This window comes from Nocardia aurea (genome assembly GCF_003123685.1).
Taxonomy (GTDB): Bacteria; Actinomycetota; Actinomycetes; order Mycobacteriales; family Mycobacteriaceae; genus Nocardia; species Nocardia aurea.
In genome coordinates, this window is sequence record NZ_QCYJ01000033.1 from 48,672 (window position 1) to 64,668 (window position 15,997).

The 15,997-nt window shown below is 64.8% G+C and carries 14 protein-coding genes; 8 read left to right on the forward strand and 6 right to left on the reverse strand.

What is annotated here, in order from left to right; translation table 11 throughout:
* Positions 1-46 precede the first annotated feature (46 nt).
* Both DAT37_RS12115 and DAT37_RS12120 read left to right on the forward strand, forming a co-directional pair.
* Positions 47-595 carry a hypothetical protein gene (locus DAT37_RS12115; RefSeq protein ID WP_109524872.1) on the forward strand — a complete coding sequence of 183 codons (549 nt, stop codon included), beginning with the start codon at positions 47-49 and terminating at the stop codon, positions 593-595.
* Between the two features lie 57 nt (positions 596-652).
* The gene (locus DAT37_RS12120; protein WP_109524873.1) at positions 653-1,504 is read left to right on the forward strand and encodes a helix-turn-helix domain-containing protein; all 852 of its coding nucleotides are present in this window, start codon (positions 653-655) and stop codon (positions 1,502-1,504) included.
* Positions 1,505-1,596: 92 nt separating this feature from the next.
* On the opposite strand, the gene DAT37_RS12125 is transcribed toward DAT37_RS12120, so the two are convergent.
* From DAT37_RS12125 to DAT37_RS12145, 5 genes are all read right to left on the reverse strand, one after another.
* Entirely contained in the window at positions 1,597-1,983 is a 387-nt protein-coding gene (locus DAT37_RS12125) for a hypothetical protein (protein WP_157978441.1), read from the reverse strand.
* Positions 1,984-2,162: 179 nt separating this feature from the next.
* Entirely contained in the window at positions 2,163-2,696 is a 534-nt protein-coding gene (locus tag DAT37_RS12130) for a hypothetical protein (RefSeq protein WP_157978442.1), read from the reverse strand.
* 231 nt (positions 2,697-2,927) lie between these two features.
* Entirely contained in the window at positions 2,928-3,713 is a 786-nt protein-coding gene (locus DAT37_RS12135; protein ID WP_109524876.1) for a hypothetical protein, read from the reverse strand.
* A gap of 353 nt (positions 3,714-4,066) precedes the next feature.
* Positions 4,067-4,480: a hypothetical protein gene (locus DAT37_RS12140; protein ID WP_198654207.1), complete on the reverse strand. Its 414-nt coding sequence runs from the start codon at positions 4,478-4,480 to the stop codon at positions 4,067-4,069.
* 552 nt (positions 4,481-5,032) lie between these two features.
* Positions 5,033-5,353 (reverse strand): hypothetical protein, encoded by a 321-nt coding sequence (locus tag DAT37_RS12145; RefSeq protein ID WP_109524877.1) that lies wholly within the window; start codon positions 5,351-5,353, stop codon positions 5,033-5,035.
* 620 nt (positions 5,354-5,973) lie between these two features.
* On the opposite strand from DAT37_RS12145, the gene DAT37_RS12150 reads away from it, so the two are divergent.
* The 5 genes from DAT37_RS12150 to DAT37_RS12170 all read left to right on the forward strand — a co-directional run bounded on the left by DAT37_RS12150 (position 5,974) and on the right by DAT37_RS12170 (position 11,901).
* Complete coding sequence (locus tag DAT37_RS12150) at positions 5,974-7,071, forward strand: hypothetical protein (protein WP_157978443.1); 1,098 nt, start codon at positions 5,974-5,976, stop codon at positions 7,069-7,071.
* 216 nt (positions 7,072-7,287) lie between these two features.
* Positions 7,288-9,042 carry a hypothetical protein gene (locus DAT37_RS12155; RefSeq protein ID WP_157978444.1) on the forward strand — a complete coding sequence of 585 codons (1,755 nt, stop codon included), beginning with the start codon at positions 7,288-7,290 and terminating at the stop codon, positions 9,040-9,042.
* Positions 9,043-9,194: 152 nt separating this feature from the next.
* Positions 9,195-10,355 (forward strand): type IV secretory system conjugative DNA transfer family protein, encoded by a 1,161-nt coding sequence (locus tag DAT37_RS12160; protein ID WP_109524880.1) that lies wholly within the window; start codon positions 9,195-9,197, stop codon positions 10,353-10,355.
* A gap of 5 nt (positions 10,356-10,360) precedes the next feature.
* Complete coding sequence (locus DAT37_RS12165) at positions 10,361-11,017, forward strand: type IV secretory system conjugative DNA transfer family protein (protein WP_109524881.1); 657 nt, start codon at positions 10,361-10,363, stop codon at positions 11,015-11,017.
* A complete protein-coding gene (locus tag DAT37_RS12170; RefSeq protein ID WP_109524882.1) occupies positions 11,014-11,901 on the forward strand; it encodes a DUF4913 domain-containing protein in 888 nt (295 codons plus the stop codon). The genes DAT37_RS12165 and DAT37_RS12170 overlap by 4 nt, the downstream gene beginning before the upstream one ends.
* Positions 11,902-13,238: 1,337 nt before the next feature.
* On the opposite strand, the gene DAT37_RS12180 is transcribed toward DAT37_RS12170, so the two are convergent.
* Positions 13,239-14,279 (reverse strand): hypothetical protein, encoded by a 1,041-nt coding sequence (locus DAT37_RS12180; protein WP_157978445.1) that lies wholly within the window; start codon positions 14,277-14,279, stop codon positions 13,239-13,241.
* A gap of 707 nt (positions 14,280-14,986) precedes the next feature.
* Here DAT37_RS12180 and DAT37_RS12185 point away from each other — a divergent pair.
* Complete coding sequence (locus DAT37_RS12185) at positions 14,987-15,751, forward strand: hypothetical protein (RefSeq protein WP_157978446.1); 765 nt, start codon at positions 14,987-14,989, stop codon at positions 15,749-15,751.
* Positions 15,752-15,997: the final 246 nt, after the last annotated feature.

The following is a 15,997-nucleotide window of genomic DNA, read 5'->3' on the forward strand; positions in this document are numbered from 1 at the left end:
GCTGCCCTCACCCGGTCGTCGGCCCTCAGGTCACGGGACTCCGATCATGAAACGCAACGGCATTCTGCTCGCCGCCGTGGCCGCGGTCCTGATCGCGGCAACCGTCGCGACCTGGCACGACGGCCGATCACCAGATGTTCCCCCGTCACAGCCCACTGGCGAGGACGCTGACCACGCGCATCTCGGTCCGCAACCACATGACGCGTCCCCGGCGACCGTGGTTGAGCAAGGGCTGACGTTGATGTTCAGTTGGGTACCGGTCATTGATCCCGCCCCGGGTGCGGCGTTGACGCGGGCACGAGCATGGCTGACGGGAAACCTCGCGGCCGCTGCGAACAGTATACCCGCACAGCAGGTCCGGGCTCCCGCGCCGTGGGCGAGTTGGCAACGATCCGGCGACGTCGTCACCGCCACAGTGCGCGCCGACCGAAGCGTCCCGTGCGGAACCGACGACTGTGTCGTGACCGCTCACCTCACCCAAACCGTGCTGCACCGCGACGGAACCGACACCCCCTACAGCGCCTCGACGATCACCGCCGCCCTCACCCGCACTCCTCAGGGATGGCGACTGGCCTCCTACAGACTCACCACCTGACGACCAGGCCAGCGCAGACCGCAGGTCAACTCGACCATCGCCCCGGGGAGGAACTCCATGCACGACACCGAGCACGATCGGCAGCCGACAACCGACGGGGTGCCGTTCTCGCCGTCGACCACCCGGGGTCCAGGGCTCGGGGATCTGGAATTGCCGAGTCTGGGGCGATTCCTGCGCCAGGTCCGCGAATCCGGTACCGACTCTCGCACCGGTCGACCCATCTCCCGGGAGACCGCGGCCTACCGCGTCGGACTCAGCGCCGCCTACCTCACCCAGATCGAGCGAGACCTGCGGACACCGACACCCCAAGCGCTGCAACTACTCACCACCGGCTACGGGCTCACCGCCGCCCAGACACGCCATATCACCGAACTACGCGCACCACCGGTCCCGGCCCCGCCCATCGACACCATGCGGGCCCGCGTCGAAAACAACCCCGCGATCCGGAGACGGCTGCGCGGGCTGGGAAGGGCGGGAGTGCTCGCCGCCTACTTCGACCCGTTCTGGAACCTGCTGGCCGCCAATCCTGAAATGCACCAAACCTTCCCCGGACTCGAACAGACCGGCAACCTCGCGCTCTGGTACTTCAGCCGAGAGGCCCGTGAACGGCTCCCCGAATGGGACCTCGAGGCCGCCGCGGTGGTCAGCGCTCTCAAGGCGACCCTGGGTGTGCATCGCCGCGCCGTCGGCGCGCGGGCCGTGCTCGCACAGCTACAGCACGACAGCGACTTCCGGCGTTTGTGGACCCACACCACCGACATCGCCTACCACCGCGACCGCGCCACACCGCTGAGGATCCACGTCGCCGGACAGGTCCGAGAACTCGACATCGAGACCAGCGTCATCTCCGACGTCCACAGCCACACCAGACTCTTCCAGGCCGTCACAGTCGCCCTCACCACCACCTGAACACATCCACGAAACCGCCGCGCACCGCACCCGCTACGCTCGAACTGCGCATGCCGACCTGCAATCGGGCGTCGCCGAGCTGCCCCGCTGCCTCACGCTACGCCGCGGGCCGCCTCGATGGGCCCTGGATCGTAACGCAGGCTTTCGGGTGCCACGGGGTAGGGATCCACCCACCAAGCCGGCACGAACCCGTCCATTAAGTGCTCGAACGTACGACACGTCGAGCACCATTCCCACAGCCGCCCGCGGCCCTTGTACAAAACCCCGTGCAGCACCGTCGCATCGGAGTCTTCCTGCACATACCAGCGGTGCAGCGTCGCCGAGCCGCAGACCGGACACGAGCCCGGAACCTCGGCGCTATTCCAACTTGCGTTGAACCTCCGGCGCCACTGCGTATAGGTCTCGTCGCCATTCTCACGCCACTTGGCCTGCTCGTTCACGGCTCCCTCGATTTCTTCTGCCCGGTCGAAGGTTGGCATGAGCCCGATCATGCCGCTGTGTCGGTGGCTCGACCGAAGCCACCCTGATCGACACGCCGATCCCGAGCGCCCTGCGGACCCCGCTGGCGAAGGGGCCAAACCCGGCGCGGCTGGCCGACCAGAGGCAATGCGGCTCAGAACGTCCGCATCTGCCAATTACACGACGATTGACAGGGCTCTCATAGGAAGGCATCCAGAACGGTTTCACAGAAGGCGATATCGACTGCCTCGTCAGCGATGAACCGATCAGCCTCGCTCAGCAGAGCCGATGACCGGTCTGTCACGTCCATGTCCACGAAGCGGTCGAGCTCGAAACATGCCATGCCTTCCCAGATGAGTTCCTCAGCCCTGTCTCGAGGTTCATGGTCACGGATATGCCACCAGACAACGTCCAGACGCGCTGGCGCGGTGTATTCGTCGAGAATCCCGAACCGCCACGAACGTGCGACCAACCCGCAGACTGCACTCCAGAACCCCAACGTCGGCAGTTCCCCGAGGTCGCGGCCTGACTGCACATGCAACTGCCCGACAGCGTCATCGATGTCCGGACACCAGATCGATGCCATCGAGGCCAGTTCGAGGGCGGCAGGCCAATCGCCCCCGAGCGCCACGACAGGCTTGGCGAGATCCATCCAGTCCGCATTGTCGAAACAGGCACCGAACCGTGGATCGGTCAGGGACTGAACCACTTGCGCCAATCCAGCCCTGCCCACCTGCCGGAGTGTAGCGGCGCCACGTTCCCGGATCTCGGTCCGGGCGAATCACCAGCCCGCGACTGCACCCCTGCCTCCTCATGGCCGGATTGTCTGGCTCGCTCGGCCGAGTCAGGGAAAGAACGCCCTTGACACGACCTCCCTCAGCTCAGGAACGGCCAAGACGAGGAAGCAGGGGAGGGGAAGTCACACGGACGAGCCATCCGGGTTGGACGGGGTGAGCAGAGCCGATTATGCGACCTTCCGTGTGGGATCGTCCGGGAAGTTCCAGTCGATCTCGACCCGCGCCTGCGGTGCAACATGTAGGGCGGCGCGGGTAACCGCGTCCTCGAAGCCGGGACGCCACCGATCGAAACCCGCGATCAGGACCGGCGTGTCCTCGGTATAGCCGAAACTGCTCCACCGACCGTCAGGCTCCTCACGCCAACTGTTGAGCACGTCCTCACCCAGATACTCACGATCATGGACATCTCCGAGAGCACCGAACACCTCATGCGCGTGCCCCCAATCCCTCAAACCACTCACTTGATACCCGTAGTGAACTCTCGTAGCAGTGCAGGCCCACACCGAGGAGAAGTACTCTGCGGGCCGCGCCCCACGCAGCGCATTGTCCGCCCGGAAACCCGTCGCCAACCGCGCCATCTCGGTAGGTACTTCGTAGAAGTAGTCCACCTCCGCACTACCGGACGCCTGATTCGTACGCGCGCGGGCCAAGACATCGGCGAACTCGCCCGGCGGATCACCTTCGTGTTCGAGATGATCGACCGCAACATCCCGATCATGACGCACGCCCCAGATCTGCCGCCCGTCGCTGAACCCCGCCGCCGAACTACTCGGTCCGAAAGAGGACTCGTAGTACGCCACTACCTCGGCCCCCTTCGACAGTGGTCGCAACACCTCGGGACAGCGCAGAAACCCCGGCGGATTCACATCGGGGTCGAACACGATGTGCCAATCGGCGAACGACACAGACTCTGCACCAGACGCCCCACTCTCGATCTCGGCCAGACCCAGCACATCGAGAACCGTTGTCCTCGACCGTCCACGCACCGCGACCCACGAAACGACATCTCCCACGGCTCAGACTCTAGATCCGCGACCCAGGTCCGACGACACATCGGTGACACAACTACCCCAGACACCGCTGGATCGGTGAACGTGAAACCACCCAGGCCCAAGCGAGTGTGGTTGGTGGGTTCGGTCGGCGAGTTGCGGGAGAGCAAGTCGGGGACGGCGCACGAGGCACCGAGCACTGCTCGGTGCACGAAAGCGGCCAGTTTTGAAGCGTTCGGGTGCTGCCAGGTCGCCGAAGCGGATGCCGGAACACGCGAAGAGAACAGGTAGAGGCATCGACCTGCCGGGACGCAGCACTACCCGCCGTCAGCCTCGTAACGATCCACCCGCTTTAAAACGCCTCCGGTTATCGACTCGGGGTCTGGCAGGCGTTCGGTCCTAGCGAGATGAATTTCGGTCAAGTGCCCATCAATCATCATCCAGAGGCCGAAGAGGTCGTCTTCCTCGTCACGGATCATGACCTGCACAGAGTGCGGGTCGGGCCACTCGAGACCTTCCAGATGGGCGAGAAGCCCGGTCCAGTTGCGTCGATAGAACTGAGCGACCCACAGGTAGCAGTCACTCGACCCGTTACAGGTTCCCTCGAAAACCGAATCATCGACCGGGGTGAAGCATTGATGCCACTCCCGCTCCGGGGCGGGGACCGTCAGGTGCTCCATCACTTCCATCGCCTCACGGGCGAGCACGACGACCTCGGCGAACCGACTCACAGCGACACCTTTCGAAAACCGTTGCCGTACAGCACCCCAGTGGGAGACCGCAGCTATGGAATGTACCCCTGCCCTCATCGCCGACTGCTGGCATCGTCCGTGTCGGGCATTGGTGCGGTTGAGGCTGGGCTGACCTGCATGGATGAATTGCTGAACAAACCGGACCTGCGCGGGAAGACCGCGCGTGGAGAACCGTGCTGGTTGCGAGGCCCCTGCGTCCTCATGGCCCGATTGTCTGACCTCACTCGGCTTGTCGCACCCTTGACACGGGCCTCTTCAGTTCAGGGGTGGCCAGAACGAGGAAGCAAGCTAAGGACCCCGTGTACTGCGAAGATTCCGGCGATCGAACTGCGAAACTGTTGGATTCGCGCCGAACGGGTGAGCTGTGGAGCGGGATCAGTACCAGCCCTGGGTTATCGGCCCGTGTCCGAAACGGTTGTTGTCGAGCCAGTAGCTGCCGCCGTGAATCCACCAGGGCCGGGATCCGATGAACTCCAGTGCGGTGTCCGGCGTCATCGTGTCGACCAGTTCGGGTGCGATGATCGCGCGGTACTAACCGACGGAGAATCTCCTGTAGTTGGTATCGAACCAGTACTCGAGCCACAATGTGCCGCACTCGCTACACGGCTTGACGCTCACGTCGCCGTAGCGCGTGTCATAGGCGCAACCGATATCCTTCTCCTCCACGTAGGGGATGACGAAGGGTGGTGTGTCGCAGCGACAATTGCCCGTCGGGTACTCGTGTGTGCTCGGGCCCTCGGGCATGCTCGGCTCGTCGAGCGGGGTCCTCACCTGCACGACAGGGGTGGTCACAGGGTCGGCAGATTTGAGTAATTTCCTGATCAGGTACCTGAACATCGTCACCTCGCGCATCCACTCGACCTACAAATCCTGTCAGTGCTCGGATACTGATATCCACCCGACATAGCCTCGAATACACCTTGACATTGCTACCCCGACCGAGTCGAGCGGTAGCGTCAGCTGGGCGGGCTACGGAACTGACTACCGGGACGCGACCACACGCTGTAAGCGGCATCAACCGACCGGCACGTTCAAACGAGCCGAAACCATCAATAACGTGCTCTGACCTGATGACTAGATCTTCGGTCCGATCCAGGAGTTCAAGGGCGCCGCTGGGCGTCTACGAACTTGAGTGACACGGATCGGCGCCTGAAGGCAGCTGGTAGGTGATGCTGGCGCGCATCGATGCAAACTGCATCTGCTGCGGGACTGGTCGCGCCCTCACCGATCAGGTCTGATGGAAATCAGGACCAACACCGGCTTCTGACAACCGATTTCGAATCAACGTTCAGTCCCCCACCGGAGTCGGTGTTGCGTCCGGCATTCGTGGGAGTTCCGGGGCCCGACGCCAGGTTTCGTGGTCGCGTCGGTTCCGTTCCTGCCAATCCCGCCCAGAAGCCTCCGGTATGCGGTCGCACGACCGTCCCCGGTGCTGTGTTCGTGCGCGAGCAGATGACGTGTCGGAGGTGTCGGTGACCGAATCGATCGATCAGATCACCCACGCGATGGGGCCTGGGTTCCTCGACGGAATCAACCGGTCCAAGGCGATATCCGGTGTGGTCCAAAGCCTGCTCCAAGGCAAGAACGTGGCCGATCAGGCCGCACTACAGGCCGCGCTGACCCAGGTCCGGATCGGATCGGAACTGCTCAACATCGGCGAGAGGACAGCCCGCCACAACGCCGACATGGCAGCTAAACAGGCTGACACGCGACGTAAGGACGCGAAACATGACTTCGACGTCGCCTCCGGCAGACAAGCCAACCAACGCGAAGAACGTCTCAACGCGGCGCGCGTGCACCAGGTCAATCGACTGGACCTGAAGATCCAACTCGAAGCCCTACTGGCCGTCCGACAGAGCCAGCGCCAAGAGACCGAGCACCGGGCCAGAGTCGACACCACCCGAGCGCGCACACAGGACGTGCAGACCCAGACCGGGATCCGGCTCGCTGACTTCGAGGCCCGCGAACAAGACCGAGACACACAGCGAGCCCACACCGCGAACATGAACGACGCGAACCTGACGCTGGTGCGCGATCGCAACACCCGCGAAGGCGAAATCCACGACCTCCGGGTCGCAGAGGCCCGCCAGCGGATGGACTTCGCCGCTCGGGGAGCGGATCTGAGCGAAACGATCGCGCGCGACAACAGCGCCCACCACGGCGATTCGGCTGCCGCGAGTGCCTTTGCTGCCTCGAAGGCCTCCGCCGGCCAAGGCCCCCGGCAACGGCAACGGGCCCAGCATTTCGAGGACCGATTCGCCGCCGACACCGACTCGGCCCACACGACCACTACCGAACCAGGTCCCGCGGCCGCACCCCCCGCTCCCGACAGGGATGCGCGGATAGCCGACGACGCCGAGGAAGTGACGCTGCTCAACACCGTGGCCGACCTCGACGCCGAAGACCGCACCGCTGCTGTTGGACCTGAGGACGGCTCGCAGATCGGCGAAACCGTCGACGCGGCCTTCGCGACACCAGGCGCTGCCGCCGAGGTCGACGTTTCCGCCGGAATGGATGTTTCGGCACCGGATCCGAGACTCGATATCGACGCGGGACCGGGGGTTGGGTGACATGGCGATGCGAACACTGTCGGTGGTGTCCATCGATGAGCACGGCACCTGTCGTGTTCGGTGTCCTGGGGCAGGCTCGCTCCGGAGGCGGGGGGAGCGAGGATGACGCGACCGGGCACGCCAGATCGGTCATGGCGGCGACCGGCGGTGCCAGCTCGTGGCGCCCGCCAGCAGTTGGCGTTCTTGTTCGTGGCGATTGCGCTACGCAAAGCGGCTATGGCACGCGCCACGTATCGAGCCGCGATGGCGCAGGGTCGGCGCGATGCCTGGGACGTGACCCAGCGCCGCGAGGAAGCGCGTCTCGCGCCAGCGGGCGGGAATGTCGATCCGGGGCGCGAAGGCACAGCCGATCGGCTCGGTCGGGCCATTCTGTGGCGTGAGGTCTCTGCGGTGGCAGCGCGAGTCACCGACGAACTGGTGCGGTACTACCGCTTCGAAGAAGGATTGATCGTCGATGTCGAGGCGGGCATCGTCGATATCGACCCGAGTTTCGACGCCCTCGACCAGCACGCGATCGCGTACCGGTGGGTGCAGCATACCCATCACCTGCACGCTCGCGATCTCGCGCGGGAGTTGCTGGCACGCTCGGCGACACCGCTGTCCGGTGGTGCCGAGGCCGCGCTGGTGGTGCCGACATCGTGGTCCGAGCGCCGCGCGGTCGAATACGATCTGCGCCGGTCGGGGGTGGGCGAAAACGAGGCGCGGACAGCGACATTCGTGCTGGCCTACCTCAGCGGCAATACCGCCGACCTCGACTACCTCACCGAAGCGCCGGCGCCGGTCGATCCCGGCGAAGAGATCAAACCCGCCATCGCGAGACACCTGATCGACCTACAAATGCGCGCGCTTCCCGCCCGTGGCAACTGGGACGCGATGACGGCGATGCTGGGACCGCAGGATCGGATCGTTGCCGCGGCCGCACGCGCCGCAGCTCTGGCTCCGGGCGCGAACGAGTCGGTGCCGTGGTACATCGACACCGACCGTGCGGAGTTGACCCGCCAGGTGAGCGGCTACCGCGATCAGCTCGATTTCGCGATCGCAATCGGCGGACGCTTGTCGTCCTCGACGAGCGTCGCGGTCGATGACCTCCGGCTGGCCACCGAGGTCTTCGAGGATCTGCTGGATCGTCGCCGTGAGATCGATGCGGTCGTGGGTGACCTGACCGAGACCAATACGTTGCTCGAGATCGAGAACACTCGACTACTGCACGTGTTGGACGGACTCGACCACGGTCACACCCGAGTCGACGGACTGTTCGTCGGCGAGCTGGCGATGCGAGCCACCGACCTGCAGCGCTCAGCGGCGCGAGGTGACCGTTTGGCCGCCGCCGGCGCCGAGGCCATCACCGCTGCCCTGCACAGCGTGAGCCTTCCCGGAAAGACCGCTGCCGCCGCCGGTGTGCCGGATCAGCAGGTGACCTATCAGACGCTGCAGCGACTCTCGCTAGGGAGTACCGAAGGCCCACAAGACGCAGCCGAATTACGAACGGCTGTCGAGGCATACCTCGTGCAGGTCGGACTTGCGCGTCCCGCCGATGCCGCAGCCCGCGCCGCAAGCAGCGCGGAACCCGGGCGCGCGGCGGCGCTGGCCAACAGCGCCGAGGTGAACGGCGACAGTCGTGTGCCGGACGAACTGAGCGAGTCGTTGGCCATCGTTGTCCGAGACGAACTCGACTACCGGATCAGCCTCGCCGAACACCAGGGCCGGGGCCACATGGCACGCGAAGTCGCGTGGTCCTCGCGAATCACCGAGGTATGCGCTGCCCGAGACGCCGGAACCGTGGAGTTCGCGCCCGACGTGCTGGCCGCTCCGCTGGGACAGGTCACCACCGCCGCTCACATCCAGCGCACCGATTCCCTCATCCTGGACGCTTTGGGTGGCGTCGACCGCACTGTCCATGACCCCGCCACGACCGAGGCGGATCCACAACCCTCGACCGGGCCCGACGCACAAGTGACCGCCGAACTATGAACGCTGTCAACCACATTCGCTCCACCACCTGCGGCGCAGCCGCAAAGATCGACCTGGGGTCGTCCAGGAGCCGCGAATGCCACAAGCTGGGCACCGGCGTGGGGCAGCTCGAGGATCGGAGAGACAGAACTGCGCGGTGCGGAGGGTGATCGATGAGTGTCGGGCGTGAATCGAGACGGCGTGATCGCGGTGGTCTCGGTCCGGAGACGGCGCGACTGCTGCTGGCGCTGGCGGTCATCGGGGTCGCAGTGGCGGTGTGGGGGGCGCTGACGCTGGGCAGCCTCGCTGCTGGTGACCCGGTCAACCTCAACCCGACGGCCGCGGTGCTGGAACTACTGTTCGGGAATCGGGGATGGCCGTGGCAATCCAGCGCGATCCTGGCTACCGAATCCGTCCTGGTGGCGGTCGTGGTCGTGCCAGCGCGGCGACGCGGCACCCGCAGTGTGTCGGTGGATGCGGCGGCGCGGACCATGCAGCGCCCGCGAGAACTACGGATCGGGCGCGTGCGCGACAACGCCGCCCAAGCCGGGCGCTTGCTCAAAGACGCCCCACCCGAGGTGAGGCAGCTCAAAGGACCGCTGTTGGGCTACACCGTCGCCGGGAACGTCGCCCTGCATGTCCCGGCCGAACTGGGCGTGTTCATCGAGGCCGGTACCCGTACGGGCAAGACCATGGTCTGGGCCATCCCGGCGGTGCTGGCCGCGTGGGGGCCGGTGATGGCGACTTCCAACCGACCCGACCTGTACCGCCACACCTGCGCGGCCCGCCGCGCAAAGGGGCGGGTGTGGCTGTCGGACCCGCAAGCCGTCACCGGCACCGTCGCGATCGAGTTCTGGGTCAACCTGCTGCGCAACATCACAACCCTGGCCGCGGCACGCAAACTCGCCTCGTTCTTCGTCTCGGCCTCCAAGGAGAAAGACGCGAAAGTCGACTCCTACTTCGACGGCGGCGCCCAAGAACTCCTCGCACTGCATATCCTGGCCGCGGCCTGCACCGAAGGCGACCTACTCCATGTCACCGACTGGCTCGGCGCAGATCAGGACCAAACCCCGGCCCTGATCCTGCGCAATGCCGACAAACCCCGTGCCGCCCAACGCATCCTGGAAGCCCAAGCGCTCTACGCCCGCCAACGCGACGGCCTCTACGACATGGCGCGCCGCTTCCTCAACGTGCTCTCCGACGAGGTCTACGCCACCATGGTCACTCCACCCCGGCGGCGCAGCATCACCGCCTACGAAACCGGCGACACGATCACCGTCGACAACCCCGAAACGGTGAGGTCCTGCACTACCTGCCCGAATTCGAACCACTGAAATTCGTGACCTCCACCGACACTCTCTACGCGCTCAGCATGGAAGGCCCCGACTCGGCCGCACCGCTGAGCGCAGCACTGATCGGCCAACTCCTCGAGGCCTCACTGTCGGTCGCCCGCGCCCGCGCCGACGGCCGCTTGGCTGTCCCGCTGCTCGCAGTGCTGGACGAGGCCGCCAACTGCTGCCCCATCGCCGCGCTGCCCAACTACTACACCTACGCAGGAGGGCACGGTGTCATCCTCATGACCTTCCTCCAAGTCCTCGAACAAGGCGAGATCCTCTGGGGTGTCAACGGTTTGAAGATCATCCGCGCTCAAGCGATCGAGGTCTACGGCGGCGGCATCAGCGAAAACGAATTCCTGCAACACTGGTCACGCATCTCCGACGAACACGAGGTCGCCGACCACTCCCACAGCGTCGGCCCCGGCGGACGCAACCGCACCGTCAACTGGCGCGCCGAACCCAACCTCAGCGTCGCCGACCTGTCCGCCCTACCCAAATCCCGGGCCCTGGTACGCCTGCCCGGTTACAAACCCATCCTCATCCGCAAGATCGCGTGGCCCGACACCGAATACGCCGACCAGGTCCGTGCCTCGTTGGCCGAGTTCGAGGATCCCGACAATCCGCCGGAAGTACTGGCAGGCACAGGATTTCAACTATGACCTCCACCGCACCCGCACCCGGCACCGCTGCCGCACCGCCGGCACCGAGGTTCGCCGATTTCATCAGCTTCGCCGAGATATGGCTGCTACCCGTCGTGACCGTCCGCCTGGCCGAAAACCGCCGCGAGAACACCCACACCTGGTGCACCCGATGGTGGAGCCACCGCGCGGTCGCCGTCCGCATCGCCCACCTACACCGCGGGTTCGAAGCCGCCCGCCTGCGCGGCACGATCAGCCAATACATGCTCAGCCACGTCGACACCCACCTGCGGGTCATCCTCGACGCTGCCAACGGACCGCTCCACGCCTGCACCCGCGCCCGCCACGTCGCGCTGGCCTCACTGCCGTTCGACCCGGTACCTCTGGGCTGGTACGGGCCAGAGATCGGCAAGCGCCGCCCACCAACACCGGAAGAAGCCGAAGACGAAACACCACCGCCGCGGTTCGACGCCTTCTACGACTTCGTCGAACAATGGCTGCTACCGGTCACTTCCGTGCGTCTGGTCGGCCGCAACCGTGAACAGACCTACACCTGGTGCCGCCAATGGTGGCGCCACCGCGGCGTATCACTACGCTTCGCGGCCCTGCACGCCATGTTCGAAGCCTCCCGAATCAGCGACGACGGACTCGCCATGTCCAGCCTGTTCATCTCCCACGCCGACCCCCACATGCGCCACATCCTCGACGCCGCCAACGGCCCCCTGTACCGCTGCACCCCCGACCAACACGTCGAACTCACCGGACTGCCCTCCGAACCGCCACCACCGGCCTGGTTCGGGCTCCCCGGCACCGAAACCCCGGTCGAAGACCTCGGATTCGGACCCGACTTCCGCGCGATGAACCCAAGACTCCGTCGCGACGGCCATCAACCCGGCGGTGCCTGATCTCCCGCGCATACGCGTTCGGAGGGTATGCGGCAACATCGAGACAACGTCCAATAGCCGGGCAGCCGCCGTTCACCTGTCACCGCCCGGCCTGCTCATTCCTGGTAGTCGATACCGTAAAAGCCGTCCGGCCTGACCAGATCCACAGAAATCGACTGCCAGGTCATGGACAGCTCGATCGTCATGTTCGGCTTATGTGTCATCGGCGAGATCACGAAGTTTCTACGGTGAACGGGATTCGGCGGTCAGTAGTTCTCGCTAGGCTCGGGCTCACCCATTTCGGCCTGCCCCCGCCAGTCTGTGGGCTCCGGTGGCGGTCCAGGATCGGTGCACCACGTGATGAGTTCGGCCACGTGTGAGGGGCGGATCTCATCAGGGAGTCCGAACATCGGGCAGCGAAAGCGGAGGTGTGGGCCATTGTGGGTCATTCCGCGAAACTCGGGACCCCGCACGGTGATATGCCGGGTTTCCTCGCCTTGGTTCAGGATGTAGTCGAGTAGAATCCGTCGATCGTCAGTAGCGACCGTGAGGGTGGTCGCCCCGGGCGCAGCGCAGTTGTCCCAGTCCGCGCGAACCCACCATAGAAATTCGCGGTGGCCCACCACGATCCTGCGCCGCCACTTTCTTGCGATTGCCATCCGCGAACGCTAGTGGCCGGCGTGGTTGAGCGCATATGGTTTTCCGTCGATCTCCCATCGGACTGCCGGGCGACTCCCCTTCCCCTGCTTCCACGGCCACATCCACGACCACGTCGCCGTACGGCTGGCTGGACAAGAGCGGCAAGGGCTTTCCCGCTATGCTGCCCCAGGGCGGCGACCGGGCCGCGCAGGTCCGGCCAGAACAATGCCACCTGGGTGGCAAACGGCACCAAGAACAGGCTGGGCGAACGCAATGCGTGGATCGCAGCGGCGGGTTTGGTTCCCCGAGAGACCGTCATCCCCTTATCGGTGCATCGTTGCTGGTAGCGGGCCCAACCGTGGCCGCCCTAGTGAACAGGCGCGCTGCTGTAGCGCACGATGTCCGCAGTTCGACGGTCCTGTCGTCACGGACCGCGATCGGCAACATTGCACCAATTGAGGAGTCCCCCGACTCGCCCCGGCCAGATGTGCGCATGATGCACTCCGTGTCGTCTGCGCAGCGCGATGATCAGGTCAGAATTCCTCGGTCGGTTCCGCCTTCCACTTGGTCGACCGATCGAGGTGAAAGAGTCAATGGCCGTGCGACATTCGGATGAATTGACTTGACCATTAGAGTCAGCTTCGCTGGCAACAACCTACTGGTCAACGCCGATATCCTCGTTCAACCTGGCCACCGGCTAGGGCTGCGGTCGGGGCCCGCTACGCTCGCGTAGCGTCGTAGCCGGGAAATCGATCGCGCAGAGTCCGGTCGAATTCTTCTGCCCGGTCACGATCTTCGTCGTAGCGGAACTCGTAGTCCGCGAGAAGCCACGCCATCAGATCGGAGGCCAGGTCATCGCGATCCTCCAGTACACACAACGCTGCGGCTGATTGGACGTGCTGGGAGTCGATGTGCATCCCGTACGACCGCTGTTGTGGCTGCCTCGCTGCGGCAGCGAGTTCTGCGAGGGTGGTCCGGGCGGCCAGCCAGTCGGCCACAGGTCCGTCGATGAACTCGACAAGCCGACCGATACCGTCGGCGATTCGGTCTGGATTGTCGATGACGAGCCACCGTCGCGATCCGGTGAACAACTCGTCGATCGGTGTCGCGGGCGAGTGCGGATCAGTCTCGAGCGGCACAGCTGACCTGGGTAGAGCCCGGAACAACTCCGCGACAGGCCGCGACACCAGTTGCGCCTCCCAATCGAACCGAACACGGACGAAATCCAACCTGACCTCGAGCGCGACCTGTACGCCGGCGAGGTCCGTCGCGGCCGCGAACCACAGCGAATCGCGGCGGTTGTTGGGTTCCATCGGGGCGAACCCGCGCACGCTCAGTGCCTCCGTGACCGCGACGCGGAAGTGCTGCAGGGCGGCAGCCTGCGCTACCGACGCCAAGATCTCGTAGCCCCGTTCATCCAGCACGTCGCCACAGACATAGTCGGTCAATTCTCTAGCGATCCAGAGAATCAGATTCGTCGCAAAGACCTCTTCGCCTGCGGCCTCCTCCTCCCGCAGTTGCAGGACTTCGCCGTCGAATTCCGCGGGCAGTGCGCCTCGCTGCACCCACTCGCCCCCATCGCTGAGCACCTCGCACTGCCGCTCGCCGTCGTGCCATCGTGACAGGTAGGCGTAGCTGGCGCCGTCGATTTCCGACACCGCCCACAATCCACAGCCACGCGACAGCGCTGCCAAGTCCCAGGTGTCGGCCGCCTCCTCTACCGCCCTGTCCTCGATGATCAGGTACCGGCCGTCCGCCAACTGGCGACCTACGAACGGCTCGGCTGGTGAGTGCGTCCAGATACCGGTCGGTGCCAACCCCAGACGTCGGTGCACCTCCTCGCGTGTGAGGTCGTGAAACGCGATCCAATTCGATGAGAAACCCATTGCCGGTACGCAGTCCCTTCTTGACGTGCTGAACCCTAACCGGGCGCACCGACATCGAGCCCACTCTAAGACTGTGGCTCATCTCCGCTGGTCTCCCTCCCCGTACACAGGCATCAAGGAGTGTGTAACCGATATCTCACCCCGGCCAGGTGTGCGCGCTACGCACTCCGCGTCGCCTGAGCAGCGCGAAGATCAGCTCAGAATTGCTCGGTCAGTTCCACCACCCACCCGGTCGACCGATCGGAGGCTGCGCGCGGGTGCATTGCAGGTGTCGCAGAAGTGACCGGTCGCGGTGGGCGAAGTACAGGATGCCGCTGTGCGGCATCCTGTCGATGCCACGGCCGCAACCGCTGTCGCTACACGATCGATGTCCGACAAACGTTCGCGAGACATCGTCGGCGAAGCATGCAGGTTTGCGAATCCGCAACAGCGCCTGACCGGCATCGCCGCGCCTGCGAGGTGGCAGGTCATGCACTATCTCCATGACTGGCCGAGGCTGGTCGGTCGCGACATCGGCGCGTCTGGGTTTGTGATCATCTGGAGTGCGGACTTCAACACTCTCGAGCGGAAGGCGTCAGAGGATGGGTATGGGCAGGGCGGAATTGGCCGAGCATGTGATCTCCGAGATCACTGCGGGGATGACAGCACAGGGGTATTCGGTGAGCGAGCCGCTGGACAACCAGCCCTCGGCCGAGCCCGGTGTGCGAGTGCCGTCGTGGCGGACTCTGTGGTTCACCCACGCGGAGCGGGGGATCCAGGGCAGAACTACCGCCGCGGTGAGTGCGATAGTCGCAGCTTCCCAACAGACCGGCGGAGTTCGGATCGAGGGATACGCGTATTTGCTGTCGCAGGCCCTCGAGGAAGTATTGCGGGGGGTTCCGGATACGGCGCTGGACAGCAGTTATCGGCCCGGAAACACCTATGCCCAGCGAAACTATGTGGATATGGCCGGTTTCGGAAGTTTGGAGAATCCGCCTAAGTCGGATCTTACCTTCCATATCGTTGCTCTAGGTGTGGGTGACGGTGTCGAACGGTTCATGGACGGTACGCGCAGGGGCGTCGTGGATTTCTTCGCCGAGCGTGACAGTCTGATGAAGTTGGTCGATCTGGCCTTGCGGGAACGTGCTCAGGATCGGGGGTGGCCTGCGCCGTCGCGGTTTCGTGGGGTGGTGGTGTTGTGTCTGCTCGAGGGTCGGGTCGATGACGCGGTGGGGTTGATGGATCGGTATCTGTCGTGGGAGAAGTACAAGCGATCAGATTCGCGCGACCGTGTCGTGGCTTTCGATTCGGTTCTGTGTGAACGCTTCCCGGACTACGCGCTCGCCCGATCGAATCGGGTCGAATAGGCACCGGCTGGGCACCCGACATCACGTCGGGTGTGTGTCCGTTGTTGTTTCCAGCGTGATCAGCACCCACGGCAGCGGTATGGACACACCCCCTTCGGTCTACGACCGACGTAATTGGCAGACGCTTCTACACTCGGCATCGGGTTACTGATGTCGGCGGAACGTGAAAAATGACCACCGCGTGGCAACTCAAAACGGACCATCTGGTCGGTGACCCTGGCTCTATCCGAGCCAGGGAGGACCGAA

Excerpts from the sequence above, each read along its gene's own strand:
- DAT37_RS12170 (WP_109524882.1), top strand. The coding sequence starts at position 11,014 with ATGACCTCCACCGCACCCGCACCCGGCACCGCTGCCGCACCGCCGGCA.
- DAT37_RS12145 (WP_109524877.1), bottom strand. The coding sequence starts at position 5,353 with ATGCGCGAGGTGACGATGTTCAGGTACCTGATCAGGAAATTACTCAAA.
- DAT37_RS12155 (WP_157978444.1), top strand. The coding sequence starts at position 7,288 with ATGGCACGCGCCACGTATCGAGCCGCGATGGCGCAGGGTCGGCGCGAT.
- DAT37_RS12185 (WP_157978446.1), top strand. The coding sequence starts at position 14,987 with ATGGGTATGGGCAGGGCGGAATTGGCCGAGCATGTGATCTCCGAGATC.
- DAT37_RS12115 (WP_109524872.1), top strand. The coding sequence starts at position 47 with ATGAAACGCAACGGCATTCTGCTCGCCGCCGTGGCCGCGGTCCTGATC.
- DAT37_RS12125 (WP_157978441.1), bottom strand. The coding sequence starts at position 1,983 with ATGCCAACCTTCGACCGGGCAGAAGAAATCGAGGGAGCCGTGAACGAG.
- DAT37_RS12120 (WP_109524873.1), top strand. The coding sequence starts at position 653 with ATGCACGACACCGAGCACGATCGGCAGCCGACAACCGACGGGGTGCCG.
- DAT37_RS12160 (WP_109524880.1), top strand. The coding sequence starts at position 9,195 with ATGAGTGTCGGGCGTGAATCGAGACGGCGTGATCGCGGTGGTCTCGGT.